Here is a 12,855-nt window from a genome sequence, read left to right as displayed (position 1 = left end):
CCCACAGCGGTCCCTTTTTTTATGGTGACCCGCAAGATGACAAGCCACATACCCGATTTCCCCCTGCTGACCGGCGCCGACCGCCAATGGCTGGATGCACGTGCCCAGGCGCTGGATGCCGGCAACGGCGAGGCCACGGCCGCCGTCGTGCCCTATCTGGCCGAAGCCGGGCTGCTGGGCCACGGCTTGGCTGATGCCTTGGGCGGGCAGGGCGCAAGCGCCGGCGATGCCATCGAGGCGATTGCCCAGGTGGCCACGCACTCCATGTCCGCCGCCTTTGCCTTCTGGGGCCAGCGCGTGCTGATCGAGATGCTGGCGAACACCGGCAATGCGGCCCTGCGCGAGCGCTGGCTGCCCGCGCTGCTGGCGGGCGAGGCGGCCGGTGCCTCGGGGCTGTCCAACATCATGAAATTCCTCAGCGGGCTGGAGGCTCTCAACATCCGCGCCACGGCCCGGGAAGGCGGCGGCTGGCTGCTCAACGGCAGCGTGCCCTGGTGCACCAACCTGCGCGGGCCGCGCTTTCTGGCCGCCATTGCCGTGGCGCGTGACGACGGCGCGCCGCCCATGATCGTGGCCCTGCCGTCCGATCGTCCCGGCCTGGAGCGCTCGCCGGATCTGGAGTTGATTGCCCTGCGCGGCACAAACACCGCCGCCTTGCAACTCAAGGACGTGGCCATCACCGAAGACGATCTGCTGGCCGAGCGCGCCGGCGGATTCCTGCCGCGTGTGCGGCCTGCCTTCCTGGGCATGCAATGCGGCCTGTCCATCGGCCTGGCGCGCGCGGCCTGTGCGCAGGCCGCCTCGCGCATGGTGCAGGGCGGGCATGTGCTGCAGCAGCCGCTGGACGATACCCGCAGCCATCTGGAGCAGGCGGTGGCGGCACTCAAGGCCGGTGTAGAGGCCGGCGATTTCGTGGAGGCGCCCGAGCGGCTTTTCGCGCTGCGCCTGGCCCTGCACGACTGCGTGCAGCAGGCCATGCAGCTGGAGCTGCAGACGGCCGGCGGCCGCGCCTACAGCAGCCTGGATGCGGACGATGGCTTTGCCCGCCGCTGGCGTGAATCGGCCTTCATCCCCATCGTCACGCCCAGCGTGATCCAGTTGCGCGCCGAGCTGCAAAAACTGCAAAAGCTCGGCGCCTGACGGCTCAGCCCGCCTTGGCTGCGGGCTGCAGCGCCGGCTCCAGCGCCGTATCCAGCAGCAGCAAGGCGGTCTCCATCGCCGCCAGCAGCCGCTGGCGCGGCACGCCATCGCGGGCCTGCACGGAGATGCCGTGCAGTTGCGTGGCATAGAAATCCCCCAGCGCCTGCACATCGGTGCCGGCGCGCAGCTCGCCTTCATCCAGCGCGCGCTGAAGGCGGTCGATCAGGGACTGCGTGCGCAGGCGGCGGTGTTCGGCCAGCCAGGCGGCGACTGCCTCGTTTTCCTCGGCGCAATTGGTGGCGGCGGTGACCACCATGCAGCCCAGCGGATGGGCATCGTCCGTATAGGTGGCCACGGCATCGCGCAGCACGCGGGCCAGGGCGTCGCGCACGCGCGACTCCTGGGCCATGGCGCGGTCGGCAAAGCCGCCATCACCGGCCTCGTAGCGCTGCACGGCCTCGCGGAACAGGTCCTGCTTGCTGCCGAAGGCCGCATAGATGCGCGCTGACGCAATGCCCAGCGCCTGCACCAGGTCGGCCATGGACGTGCCCTCGTAGCCTCGCCGCCAGAACGCCAGCATGGCGCGCTCCAGCGCCTGGTCTCGGTCAAATTCCCTGGGTCTTCCGGCCATCTTCCTCATCCTTCTCAACAGTCAGGGCGGCATCTTAGCGGCGCCGTGATGCTGTCTTGCATCGGCTTCGCAAAAGCAGCCGCGTTGGCGTGATACTATTCTTTGTCGATCAACAAACAATAGCTCAACGCAAGGAAAACACATGCAGACCATCAAGGGCCCAAGCCTTCATCTGGCGCAGTTCGCCGACAACAAGGCACCGTTCAATTCCCTGGAAGACATCGCACGCTGGGCGGCCGGCGTGGGCTTCAAGGGCCTGCAGATTCCCGCCTGGGACCAGCGCCTGTTCGACGTGGCCACGGCCGCCAGCAGCCAGACCTATTGCGACGATGTCAACGGCATGCTGGCCTCGCACGGCCTGGTGGCCAGCGAGCTGACCACGCACATCTTTGGCCAGCTCGTGGCCGTGCACCCGGCCTACGACGCCATGTGCGACAGCTTTGCGCCCGAGGCGCTGCGCGGCAATCCGGCCGCACGCACGGCCTGGGCGCTGGAGCAGCTCAAGCTGTCGGCCAGTGCATCGCGCCGCATGGGGCTGAGCGACATGGGCACGTTCTCGGGCTCGTTCGTCTGGCCCTATCTGTTCCCGTTCCCGCAGCGCCCGGCCGGCCTGATCGAAACCGCCTTCGAGGAGCTGGCGCGCCGCTGGCGCCCCATCCTCGACGCGTGCGACGAGCAGGGCGTGAACCTGTGCTACGAAATCCACCCCAGCGAAGACCTGCACGACGGCACCAGCTTCGAGCGCTTCCATGAACTGGTGGGCCAGCACGCGCGCTGCAAGATCCTGTTCGATCCCAGCCATTTCGTGCTGCAGCAGCTCAACTACCTCGACTACATCGACATCTACCGCGAGCACATCCGCATGTTCCATGTGAAGGATGCGGAGTTCCTGCCCAGCGGGCGCCAGGGCATCTACGGCGGCTATTCCTCGTGGCTGGAGCGGGCAGGGCGCTTCCGTTCACTGGGTGACGGGCAGGTGGACTTCAAGGCCATCTTCTCCAAGTTCGCCCAGTACGACTACCAGGGCTGGGCCTCGCTGGAATGGGAGTGCTGCCTCAAGGACCAGGAAGACGGTGCGCGCGAGGGCGTGGACTTCATCAACCGCCACATCATCCGCGTCACCGACAAGATCTTTGACGACTTCGCCGGCGCCCCCGTGGACCAGCGCCAGATCAACGCCATGCTCGGCATCGCCTGAGCACGCCCGCAGCCAAAGAACCTCAAAAAGAATCCAACAATGAACGCTTTCACATCGAACGCCCTGCGCAAGCAGGAAGACCAGGCCTGCGAGTTCTCGCACGACTACGTGCGCATCGACGGCCGCCGCATCCACTGCATCACGGCCGGGCAGGGCGCGCCCGTGCTGCTGATCCCGGGCTGGCCCCAGACCTGGTATGCCTGGCGCCACGTCATGCAGGCACTGGCGGCGCAGGGCTTCCAGGCCATTGCCGTCGATCCGCCGGGCACGGGCTTTTCCGACCGGCCCGACACCGGCTACGACACGGGCTCCATTGCGCTGACCCTGCACCGCACCATGCTGGCGCTGGGCCATGAGCGCTACCAGGTCGCCGGCCACGACGTGGGCATGTGGGTGGCCTATGCGCTGGCCAGCGACCAGCCGCAGGCCGTGCAGTCCCTGGCACTGACCGAGGCCGTGATCCCCGGCCTGGCGCCCGAGCCCAGCATCTTTGCGCCGCCCGAGCAGAACATCTTCCTGTGGCACTTCATGTTCAACCAGCTGGCCGACCTGCCCGAGACCTTGATCGCGGGGCGCGAGCGCGCCTACCTGGAATTCATGTTCAACCGCTGGTCGCTGCGGCGCGACCGCGTGGCCGTCGACGTCTATGTCGATGCCTATGCGGCGCCCGGTGGCCTGCGCGGCGGCTTTGCCTACTACCGTGCCATTCCCGAAACCATCCGCCAGAACCGCGAGCGTGCGCTGCGCCCGCTGGCCATGCCCGTGCTGGCCATTGGCGCCGAGCATGCCACGGCCGATGCGCCGCTGGCCACGCTGCGCGGCCATGCCGATGACCTGTCGGGCGTGATCGTGCCAGGCTGCGGCCACTTCATCATGGAGGAAGCCGCCGAGCCCTTCATCGCCGAGCTGCTGCCGTTCCTGCAAAGGACGCTGTGACCATGGGCCTGGACGCTGACATTGCGCGCTATCTCGCCGAGCTGGCGCAGGCAACCCAGGCCGTGGCCCCGCCCACGCTGGCGGCGCTGCGCGAGGCCACCGACGCCGGGCTGCGCGCCCTGCACGGCCCGGCCGAGGCCGTGGCCCGCACCGAAGACTTCACGCTGCCCGCGCGCGACGGTGCGCCGCTGCGCGCGCGCATCTACCGGCCGCTGGCCTCGGACACACCCACGCCCCAGCCCGCCCTGGTCTTCGCCCACGGCGGCGGCTGGTGCCTGGGTTCGCTGGAGGTCTACGACAACCCCTGCCGCGCGCTGGCCGCGGCAACGGGCGCCGTCGTGGTCTCGGTGGACTACCGGCTGGCGCCCGAGCACCGCTTTCCCGTGCCGCTGCATGACTTCTGCGATGCCATTGCCTGGACCTTTGAGCAGGCCGATGCGCTGGGCCTGGACAACAGGCGCATCGGCGTGGCCGGAGACAGCGCGGGCGGCAACCTCGCTGCCGCCGCCTGCCTGCTGGCGCAGGAAAAGCAAGGCTGGGGAGCGGCGGGCGCACCGGCCATCGCCTACCAGCTGCTGTTGTACCCGGCACTGGACGCGGCCATGGATTCGTCGTCGTTCCAGCAGTTCGGCGAGGGCCATTACCTCACGCGTGCGGCCATGGAGTACTGCTATGGCGCGTACCTGGGCGATGCGGCTCCGGGGCGGCACGAACTCGTCTCTCCGCTGCGCGCGGAACACCTGGCAGGCCTGCCCCAAGCCACGGTGATCAGCTGCGAATACGACCCGCTGCGCGACGAGGCCGAAGCCTATGCGCAGCGGCTGGCCCAGGCAGGTGTTGCGGTGAAGTTAGTGCGCCTGCCCGGCATGGTGCACGCCTGCATGCACATGCTGGGGCTGGCGCCGGCATCACGCCGCCTGTTTGACGAAGCGGGTGCTGCCGTGCGCCAGGCTTTCGGCACGGCCATCGGCTGAGGGTTGCTGGGTGCAGGTCAGGCCTGTGCCAGAAACACGGCCACCAGCGCATTCGCATGGCCGTGCCCCATCTGGTACTGGGCCTTGAGCCAGCCCACCAGTTCCATGTGCTTGCGGGTGTCCTGCTGTTGCAGCAGGTCCATCCAGTGCGCAATCGGCTGGCCGTAGGTCTTCTCGATGGAAGGGAAATACGAGGCCGGTCCCTTGACCTTGCTTGTCTCCGTCATGGCGCTTGTCCTTTTTCTGTGATGCGGGTGGCAGATTGTGCCGCTGCGCTGTCCGGGCCGGCAGGCAGGGTCAGGTCAGGAACAGCACATCCTTGTGCTGCGGCGCAGGCGGCAGCACCTCGCCGGTCAGCTCGCGCAGCGTGGCCTCGATCATCTGCGACATGGCGTCCAGCGCCAGGTCGTTGGGCGCCGTGCCGAAGGGCTCCTCCAGCTCGGCGCCCAGCGCCTCCAGCGCGAAGAAGGTGTAGGCGATGAAGGCCACGATCACCGGCGTCATGAAGCCGATGGAATCCACCAGGCCGAAGGGCAGCAGCAGGCAGTACAGGTAGATGGTGCGGTGGATGATCACTGCGTAGGTGAAGGGAATCGGCGTGCCCGCAATGCGTTCGCAGCCGCCCAGCGCCTCGCCCAGCTTGCACAGCGGCGCCTCCATGGCGGGCACCAGCACGGGCTGCAGGCTGCCGTCTTGGCGGCGCGCCTGCAGCCATTCGCCGGCCATGAGCAGCAGCACGGCAGGCTTGAAGCGCGCCGTGGCCAGGCGTTCGCAGTCGGCGGCAGGCAGCAGGCGACGCATGTCGGCCGCGGCATCGGTGCCGCGCAACTGGTGGCGCAGCGCGTGCACGAAGGCCGCCAGCACCATGGCCAGGGCCGGGGCGTGCTGCGGCGCGTCCGTCAAGGTCCGGGCCTGGCGCACCAGGGAGCGTGTCTCGTTGAGCAGGGTGCCCCACAGCGTGCGCGCCTCCCAATAGCGCGCATAGCTGGTGCTGTTGCGAAAGCCCAGGAAGATGGCCAGCGTCAGCCCGATCAGCGAAAACGGCACGAAGTTCAGCGGCACCTTCCACGCGAACAGCTGGCCGTGCAGGGCCGTGACCAGCACGGCGAACAGGGTGGCGGCCATCAGCTGGGGCAGGATGTCGGGCAGCACCGAGCCGCGCAGCACGAAGAGCATGCGCAGCCAGTGGGGGCGGGGCCGGATGATCATGAAAGCTTGTTCCGTGATGGAAAAGAGGGCGCAAGAGGGTGCAAGAGGGCGCAAGAGGGTGCAAGAGGGCGCAGCAGCCCCGCAACTCTAACCGCCCCGCGCAGTCAGTGCGCCACCTGCGCGCCACCCTGCACGCGCTGGCTGCGGCTTCAAAGATCGCTGCCGTGGCTGTCGTGGTTGCCGTCTGGCTGGAGAAGGGCCTGTGCCGTGACCGCTGCTGTCTGCTCCGCCTGCCATGCCGTGCGCATGGAAGAGGGCGCCACCGTTGCGCGCGGGGATGGCTGGCTGGTGATGGTGCCCAGGCTGATGAAGCCGGCCAGGTGCTCGCCGTCCTCCAGGCCCAGTGCGGTGTGGATGGCTGGATCAAAGCAGCGCTCGCCGCTGAGCATGATGGCGCCAAAGCCCAACTGGTGCGCAGCATTGAGGAAGTTGCCCAGCGCAGCCCCTGCGGCCAGCCATTGCTCGCGCACGGGAACGCGCGAGCGCAGCTTGGGAGAGATGATGAAGGCCAGCAGTGCCGGTGCGCGCGTGGCGTGCTCGCGGGCGCGGCGGATGTCATCGGCCGGGGCCAGCGGGTCGCGGCGCAGTTTTTCCTGTTCGAACAGAGCAGCCAATGCTGCACGCTGATGGACTGGAAACTCCAGAATGCGCCAGGGATGCAATGCACCATGGTCTGGTGAACATAGCGCCGCCTCGATCATCAGGTCCATGTCCCCGCTGTCCGGGCCCGGCATGGCCAGCCGCCTGGGTGAGACGGAGCGCCGCGCCAGCAGGGGCGCCAGGCCCGCCCGCTTGCGCGTGTCGGCAAAGCAGTGCTTGAGTGCATCCACCGCCTGGGCGAACTGCCGGGCCCAGGCCAGCACCTGTTCGCCTTCCTGCGTGAACCCCTGGAAGGGCCGGCCCGCACGCACCAGCGCGTGGCCGAACTCCGCCTCGGCCGAGCGTATGGCCTGGGCCAGCGCGTTGTCGGAGATGCCGCAGGCCTGCGCTGCGCGCGCCCAGTCACGCTCGCGGTCCAGGGCCAGCAGATGGGGAATGTATTTTTGCGTCAAGTCGGTTCTCCAGCGCGGGCCTGCACGTGCGCCCAATCAGGTTGCGGCAAATGGCCGGTGGATGATTTCATTATGTTTTCAAGAATACAGCGAAATGCGTGCGCAGAATGCTTGCCGAACCTCGCCAGGCGTCAGGCTTTGGTCAGTTCCTGAGGTGCCTGGCCCAGCGTCGCAATCAACTGCTCGTACATGGCATCCACGGCCGCCGAGCCCTGCGAGGCCTTGCTGCGCAGGGCCGACACTTGCATGGACACCAGCGGCGGCAGCTCGAAGCCGGCCGGCAGGTTCTGCAGCACCTGCAGGTGCGGGGGCACGCTGCAGCGCGTGAACACGGCCACGGCTAGGCCGCTTTCCACGGCGGCCAGCTGGCCGGCAAGGCTGGAGCTGTGATAGACCACGCGGTGCGCGCGCCGCTGGGCCGCCAGGCTGGACAGCGCCGCCGTGCGCGCCAGGCTGGCGGCCTCGTAGACGGCAATCGGCAGGGGGTTCTTCCTCCACACCTCGTGCTGCGGCGCGCCCACCCAGACCAGGGGCTCGTGGAACAGCAGGCGCCCGCGCTGCGGCCTGTCGCGCGAGACCAGGGCCAGGTCCAGCGTGCCGCGCACCACTTGCGGGATCAGCGCGGTGGACTGCTCGCAGGTCAGCTCGATCTCCACGCCCTGGTAGCGACCCGCGAAGCTGCGCAGCACGGGCGTCAGATAGGTGGATGCGTAGTCGTCCGGCACGCCCAGCCGCACGCGCCCGGACAGGTCGGGGCCGAACAGGGCCGCCTGCGCCTGGGCCTGCAGCTCCAGCATGCGCCGCGCATAGCCCAGCAGCTCCGCGCCTGCGGGTGTGAGCTGCAGATGGCGCGGGCCGCGCAGCAGCACGGGCTGGCCCAGGGCGGTCTCCAGCTTCTTGATCTGCATGCTCACGGCGGCCTGTGATCGGTGCAGCAGCGGCGCGGCAGCCGAGAGCGAGCCCGCATCCACCACGGCCACCAGGGCACGCAGCCAGTCGATCTGCAGGTCGGGGTGGTTCACGGCACGCTCCATGGATTCGAATATCGAATACTAAACCTGCAAACTATTTGCTTTACGAGAATTTCCTGCCACGAGACGATCGCGGCCATGCAAGACAGAACCCATTCCTTACAGGCCGCATCCGTAGCCTCCGCCGCGCCTGCACAAGCCGCTTCCACAGCGCAGGAGACACGCGGCCAGTGGCTGATGATCGCGGGCGGCGTGCTGCTGGGCACCGTCGGCATATTTGTGGAAGAAGCCCGCCAGCACCCGTTGGTCACCGTGCTGTTTCGCTGCGCCTTCGGCGCGCTGGCGCTGCTGGCCTGGGGCCTGGCCACGGGCCGCATGGGGGAGTTGCGCGTGCGCGGCAGGAGCTGGCCGGTGGTGGTGGCCACCGGCGTCCTCATGGTGCTGAACTGGGCCCTGTTCTTTGCCGCGATACCGCGCACCTCCATTGGCGTGGCCACCATCGTGTTCCACATCCAGCCGGTGTGGATCATGCTGTTCGGCACCCTGGTGCTGCGCGAGGCCGTGGCACCACGGCAGGTGGCGGCCATGCTGGCGGCGTTGCTGGGACTGGTGTTGACCACGGGGCTGCTGGGTGGCGATGCGGCGGCCTGGGGGCCAGACCATGTGTCCGGGCTGCTGATGTGCCTGGCCGGCTCGCTGTGCTATGCGGCCGTGACCATCCTGGCCAAGACCGAGAAAGTGGTCACGCCGTTTGCGCTGGCCTGGTGGCAATGCGCGGTCGGCACCGTGCTGCTGCTGTGGGTGCCGCTGGTTCATGGCTGGCCGCAGGCGCCGTCGTCCTGGGCCTGGCTGGCAGGGTTGGGCGTGCTGCACACCGGCCTGGCCTACGCCATTCTCTTTGCGGGCATGGCCCGCCTCACGCTGGGCCGCATCGCCGTGCTGCAGTACGTCTATCCGTTGACGGCCATCGTGCTGGACTGGGCCGTCTACGGGCGTGCGCTGGGCGCCGTGCAACTGGCCGGTGTGGGCCTGATGGCCGGGGCGCTGCTGGTGGTCAAGGCCCGACAGCTGCGATGAGCCGTGCGGGCAATGAGCCGTGCGGGCCTTGTGCGCAGGGCCTACTCCTTGCCCAGCGCCTTGTACTGCTCGTACAGCTCGTCGGCCAGCCGGCGCAGGGCGCGGCCTATGGCTGCGTACTCGTACTCGTTGAGGTTGGCCAGCGAGGCACGACCGGAAGGGCGGTCGGACCCGAAGCCACGGCCTGGCAGCAGCACGATGCCGGTCTCATCGGCCACGCGGAACAGCATGTCGCCCGTGGACGACTGCTGCACCGCCCATTGCGAGAAGGCCTCGCCATAGAGCCGGCAGGTGACGTTCTGCAGATCGATCAGCGTGTAGTAGTTGACCGAGTTGGGGTTCTCCAGCGGGGGCATGCCCAGCTCGCGGTACAGCGTGGCCTCGCGGCGGCGGATCAGTTGCTTGAGGGCCTGCTTGTAGGCGTCCGCTTCATCCATGAGCGCAAACAGCGAGAACAGCACCATCTGCACCTGTTGCGGCGTGGACAGGCCGGCCGTGTGGTTCAACGCCACCACGCGGCTGTCGGCCACCAGGCGGTCGATGAACTTGAGCGAGCGCACATCGGGTAGCAGCGAGCGGTAGCGGTGGTCCAACGCCTTCTTGGCGGACTCGGGCAACTGCGCCAGCGCATGGTCGAACACGTTGTCCTTGTGCGCCGCGATCACCCCCAGGCGCCAGCCCGTGGCCCCGAAATACTTGGAGAACGAATACACCAGCAGCGTGTTCTGGGGGCAGACCGAGAACAGGGACTGGAATTCATCGGCAAAGGTGCCGTAGACATCGTCAGTCAGGATCAGCAGGTCGGGCCGCTGCTCGGCCACGATGGCGCGCACGCGGTCCAGGCTGCGCTGGTCCATCTTCACGGACGGCGGGTTGCTGGGGTTCACGCAGAAGAAGATCTTGACGTCCGGGTCCTTGAGCTTGTCCAGCTCGGCGTCGGAGTACTGCCAGCCGTTGTCGGGGTCGGCGTGGATGGGCACTTCCTTGAGGTCGTACTGGGCCAGTTCGGGGATCTCGATATACGGCGTGAACACCGGCATGCCGATGGCCACCTTGTCGCCGGCCTTGAGCAGGCCGCTGATGCGCAGGCTCTCGAAGATATAGGCCATGGCCGCCGTGCCGCCCTCGACCGCGAACAGGTCCACCGACTCGGGCGGCACGGCGCCGCCTGCCATCTCGCGCACGATGTACTGGCGCACGACTTGCTCGCTCACGGTGAGCATGCGCGGCGGCACGGGGTAGTTGCAGCCCAGGATGCCGTCCACCATCTCATGCAGGAAGGCGGCGGGGTCCAGCCCCAACTGGTCGCGCACATAGCTGAGCGACTTGCCCAGGAACTTCACGCCCTCCTGGTCGCGGTGCTCGGCGATGAAGCGCTCGAAGCGGCCCTCGATGCCGTCGAGCTTGGCCAGCCCGCCCACGCCCACCGTCATGTAGGAGTACGACAGCTCCGACTCCGCCGCCGCGAACAGCCCCAGCCGGAAGAACGCCCGGCGCGGCGTGGTCGCCAGGAAGTTGGGATTGCCGCGCCCCGCATTGAGCATGAGGCGGTTGGCCTTGCCCGAGGCCACCTTGATCAGTTCGTCCTTGAGTTCGAATGGGCTCAAATTCGCCAGACTCCGATAATCCTTGCTCATTGCGCAGCTCCTTGTGATGGTCCTTGGTGGTCCTTGGGAATAGATCCGGGGTGATCAGGCAAAGGCGATGACCAGCGGGCCCAGCAGTGTCAGGAACACATTGGCCAGCGCATAGGTGATCGCAAACGGTGCCGTGGGAATCGAGTTGCCGGCCTTGTCCAGAATCTCGCCAAACGCCGGGTTGGCGCTGCGCGCCCCGGACAGCGAGCCCGCGAACACGGCCACGTTGTCATAGCGCAGCACGTACTTGCCGAACAGCATGGCAATCAGCAGCGGCACGATGGTCACCACCACGCCCAGCAGGAACAGCGTCAGGCCCTGCTGCATCATCGTGGTCACGGCCTGCTGGCCGGACTGCAGGCCCACCATGGCCACGAAGCCGGCCAGGCCCAGGTCGCGCAGCAGCGTGGAAGCGGCCGTGGGCATGTTGCCGAAGGTGTGCTTGCGGCTGCGCCACCAGCCGAACAGCAGGCCCGCCAGCAGGGCGCCGCCGCCGCTGCCCAGCGTGATGGGAATGGAGCCCAGGCGCAGCACCAGCAGCCCGATCAGCAGGCCCACCGTGATGCCCAGGCCATGGAAGACAAAGTCCGTCTTGTCGCTGGGCACGATGATGGGGCCCACCGACTGCGCAGCCTTTTGCACATCCTGCGGCGTGCCGAACAGCGTCACCACATCGCCCGGCATGACCATGGTGGCCGGCGCAATCGGCACCGGCGTGCCCGCGCGCATCAGCGCCACTGCGTACACGCCGTGCTTGAACTCCTGCGACAGGCTGTCCAGGATGTCCTTCACGCTGCGGTTCAGGTACTGGTTGTTGGAGATGGCCACGTCGCGCCGCACCATCACCACGTCCATGCCCTCGGCGCCCTGCAGCTCCTCGCCCACCGAGGCGCCCAGCGCCACCACGGCCGCGCGCCGGCCCACCAGCAAGATGATGTCGCCGGCCTCCAGCGCCAGGCTGCCGTCCACGCCCACCATCGCGTTTTTGCGCTGTATGCGCTCCACCGTCACCGTGCCGCCGTTGGCGGTGGCGCTGGCCTCCAGCTCCGCCACGGTGCGGCCTGCCTGTCCCACGCGGAAAATGCGTCCCACCAGATCCGGCACGGCCGGTGACTCGCCGGTTCCGTACACGCGCACGCCCTTGAGCAGCTCCTGCTCGGCCTGGATCGCGTCCTCGCGGATCTTGCGGCCCGTCAGCCACTGCAGCACGTTCACGCACATGATGATGGCGCCGAAGGAGCCGAAGATATAGGTCACCGCATAGCCGATGGCCACATTGGCCTGCATGCGCTGCACCTCGTCGGGCGCCAGTCCCAGCTTCTCGATGGCAGAGCCCGCCGTGCCGATGATGGCCGACTGCGTCAGCCCGCCCGCTGCCAGCCCCGCCGCCAGCCCCTTGTCCAGATGGAACACCCGGGCGATCACCACCACCGTGACCAGCCCCGACACGGCCACCACCAGGGCCATCAGGATCTCCTTGACCGACTGCCGTCCCAGCGAGCGGAAGAACTGCGGCCCGCTCTCGAAACCCACGGCATAGATGAACAGCGCGAACAGCACCGCCTTGATGCCCGAATCAATGGTCACCCCCACCTGGCTGATCAGCACCGCCGCCAGCAGCGACCCCGCCACGCCCCCCAGCTGGAACGACCCGAACCTGAACTTGCCCACCCAGTAACCGAGCGCCAAGGCCGCGAACAGCGCGATTTCCGGAGCCTGATGAAAGATGCTTCTGAGAAAGTCCACAGCCACCTCTGCTTCTGGGTTGAGGTCCACGGCGGCGCAAGGCAACGGGGAAACGGGAACGGCTGCCCGCGAAGGGCAGGGGGGCTTGCGTGCGCGTGGACCTGGGGGAAACGGTGTGTCGCTATTAGAAAATGCCTATCGATATTTGATGAATGCGGTGGTTTCCGTATTCATCAATATTTAATTGGATATGGCGTTTCCATTGGCTTGCTTGAATCAGTATCTTGTCGAAAACAGAGCCACTATTCATGACAAAAAGGAGTGGCGATGTAGGACTTGGCCGT

The 12,855-nt window shown here is 67.5% G+C and carries 12 protein-coding genes; 5 read left to right on the top strand and 7 right to left on the bottom strand.

Going from position 1 to position 12,855, the window contains the following annotated elements; genetic code table 11:
• Window positions 1–21: 21 nt before the first annotated feature.
• Entirely contained in the window at window positions 22–1,140 is a 1,119-nt protein-coding gene (locus CLV01_RS18700) for an acyl-CoA dehydrogenase family protein (protein WP_099733527.1), read from the top strand.
• 4 nt (window positions 1,141–1,144) lie between these two features.
• On the opposite strand, the gene CLV01_RS18695 is transcribed toward CLV01_RS18700, so the two are convergent.
• Window positions 1,145–1,771 carry a TetR/AcrR family transcriptional regulator gene (locus tag CLV01_RS18695; protein ID WP_099733528.1) on the bottom strand — a complete coding sequence of 209 codons (627 nt, stop codon included), beginning with the start codon at window positions 1,769–1,771 and terminating at the stop codon, window positions 1,145–1,147.
• 142 nt (window positions 1,772–1,913) lie between these two features.
• Here CLV01_RS18695 and CLV01_RS18690 point away from each other — a divergent pair, with 142 nt between their 5' ends.
• The 3 genes from CLV01_RS18690 to CLV01_RS18680 are packed head-to-tail and all read left to right on the top strand — an operon-like array spanning window position 1,914 to window position 4,879.
• Window positions 1,914–2,969 carry a sugar phosphate isomerase/epimerase family protein gene (locus CLV01_RS18690; protein WP_013802287.1) on the top strand — a complete coding sequence of 352 codons (1,056 nt, stop codon included), beginning with the start codon at window positions 1,914–1,916 and terminating at the stop codon, window positions 2,967–2,969.
• 39 nt (window positions 2,970–3,008) lie between these two features.
• Window positions 3,009–3,905: an alpha/beta fold hydrolase gene (locus CLV01_RS18685; protein WP_012205750.1), complete on the top strand. Its 897-nt coding sequence runs from the start codon at window positions 3,009–3,011 to the stop codon at window positions 3,903–3,905.
• 2 nt (window positions 3,906–3,907) lie between these two features.
• Window positions 3,908–4,879 carry an alpha/beta hydrolase gene (locus CLV01_RS18680; protein WP_099733529.1) on the top strand — a complete coding sequence of 324 codons (972 nt, stop codon included), beginning with the start codon at window positions 3,908–3,910 and terminating at the stop codon, window positions 4,877–4,879.
• A gap of 17 nt (window positions 4,880–4,896) precedes the next feature.
• Here the strand turns inward: CLV01_RS18680 and CLV01_RS18675 are convergent, their stop codons facing one another.
• The 4 genes from CLV01_RS18675 to CLV01_RS18660 all read right to left on the bottom strand — a co-directional run bounded on the left by CLV01_RS18675 (window position 4,897) and on the right by CLV01_RS18660 (window position 8,174).
• Entirely contained in the window at window positions 4,897–5,106 is a 210-nt protein-coding gene (locus CLV01_RS18675) for a DUF4287 domain-containing protein (protein WP_099733530.1), read from the bottom strand.
• 70 nt (window positions 5,107–5,176) lie between these two features.
• Window positions 5,177–6,088, bottom strand: coding sequence for a bestrophin family protein (locus CLV01_RS18670; protein ID WP_017405160.1), 912 nt, complete (start codon window positions 6,086–6,088; stop codon window positions 5,177–5,179).
• A 149-nt stretch (window positions 6,089–6,237) separates the two neighbouring features.
• On the bottom strand, window positions 6,238–7,140 hold the full coding sequence (locus CLV01_RS18665; RefSeq protein WP_099733531.1) for a nitroreductase: 903 nt from the start codon (window positions 7,138–7,140) through the stop codon (window positions 6,238–6,240).
• Between the two features lie 131 nt (window positions 7,141–7,271).
• On the bottom strand, window positions 7,272–8,174 hold the full coding sequence (locus CLV01_RS18660) for a LysR family transcriptional regulator (RefSeq protein ID WP_013802293.1): 903 nt from the start codon (window positions 8,172–8,174) through the stop codon (window positions 7,272–7,274).
• A 75-nt stretch (window positions 8,175–8,249) separates the two neighbouring features.
• Here CLV01_RS18660 and CLV01_RS18655 point away from each other — a divergent pair, with 75 nt between their 5' ends.
• Window positions 8,250–9,188: a DMT family transporter gene (locus CLV01_RS18655; RefSeq protein WP_099733532.1), complete on the top strand. Its 939-nt coding sequence runs from the start codon at window positions 8,250–8,252 to the stop codon at window positions 9,186–9,188.
• A 41-nt stretch (window positions 9,189–9,229) separates the two neighbouring features.
• Here the strand turns inward: CLV01_RS18655 and CLV01_RS18650 are convergent, their stop codons facing one another.
• On the bottom strand, window positions 9,230–10,825 hold the full coding sequence (locus CLV01_RS18650; RefSeq protein WP_012205739.1) for a bifunctional aspartate transaminase/aspartate 4-decarboxylase: 1,596 nt from the start codon (window positions 10,823–10,825) through the stop codon (window positions 9,230–9,232).
• A 54-nt stretch (window positions 10,826–10,879) separates the two neighbouring features.
• Window positions 10,880–12,571, bottom strand: a complete 1,692-nt coding sequence (gene aspT / locus CLV01_RS18645; RefSeq protein ID WP_218968193.1) for an aspartate-alanine antiporter — start codon at window positions 12,569–12,571, stop codon at window positions 10,880–10,882.
• Between the last annotated feature and the right edge of the window lie 284 nt (window positions 12,572–12,855).

The organism is Delftia sp. 60, from assembly GCF_002754395.1.
Classification (GTDB): Bacteria; Pseudomonadota; Gammaproteobacteria; order Burkholderiales; family Burkholderiaceae_C; genus Comamonas; species Comamonas acidovorans.
Note: the sequence above shows the minus strand (reverse complement) of the source record. Positions and strands in the feature narration are given on the sequence as shown.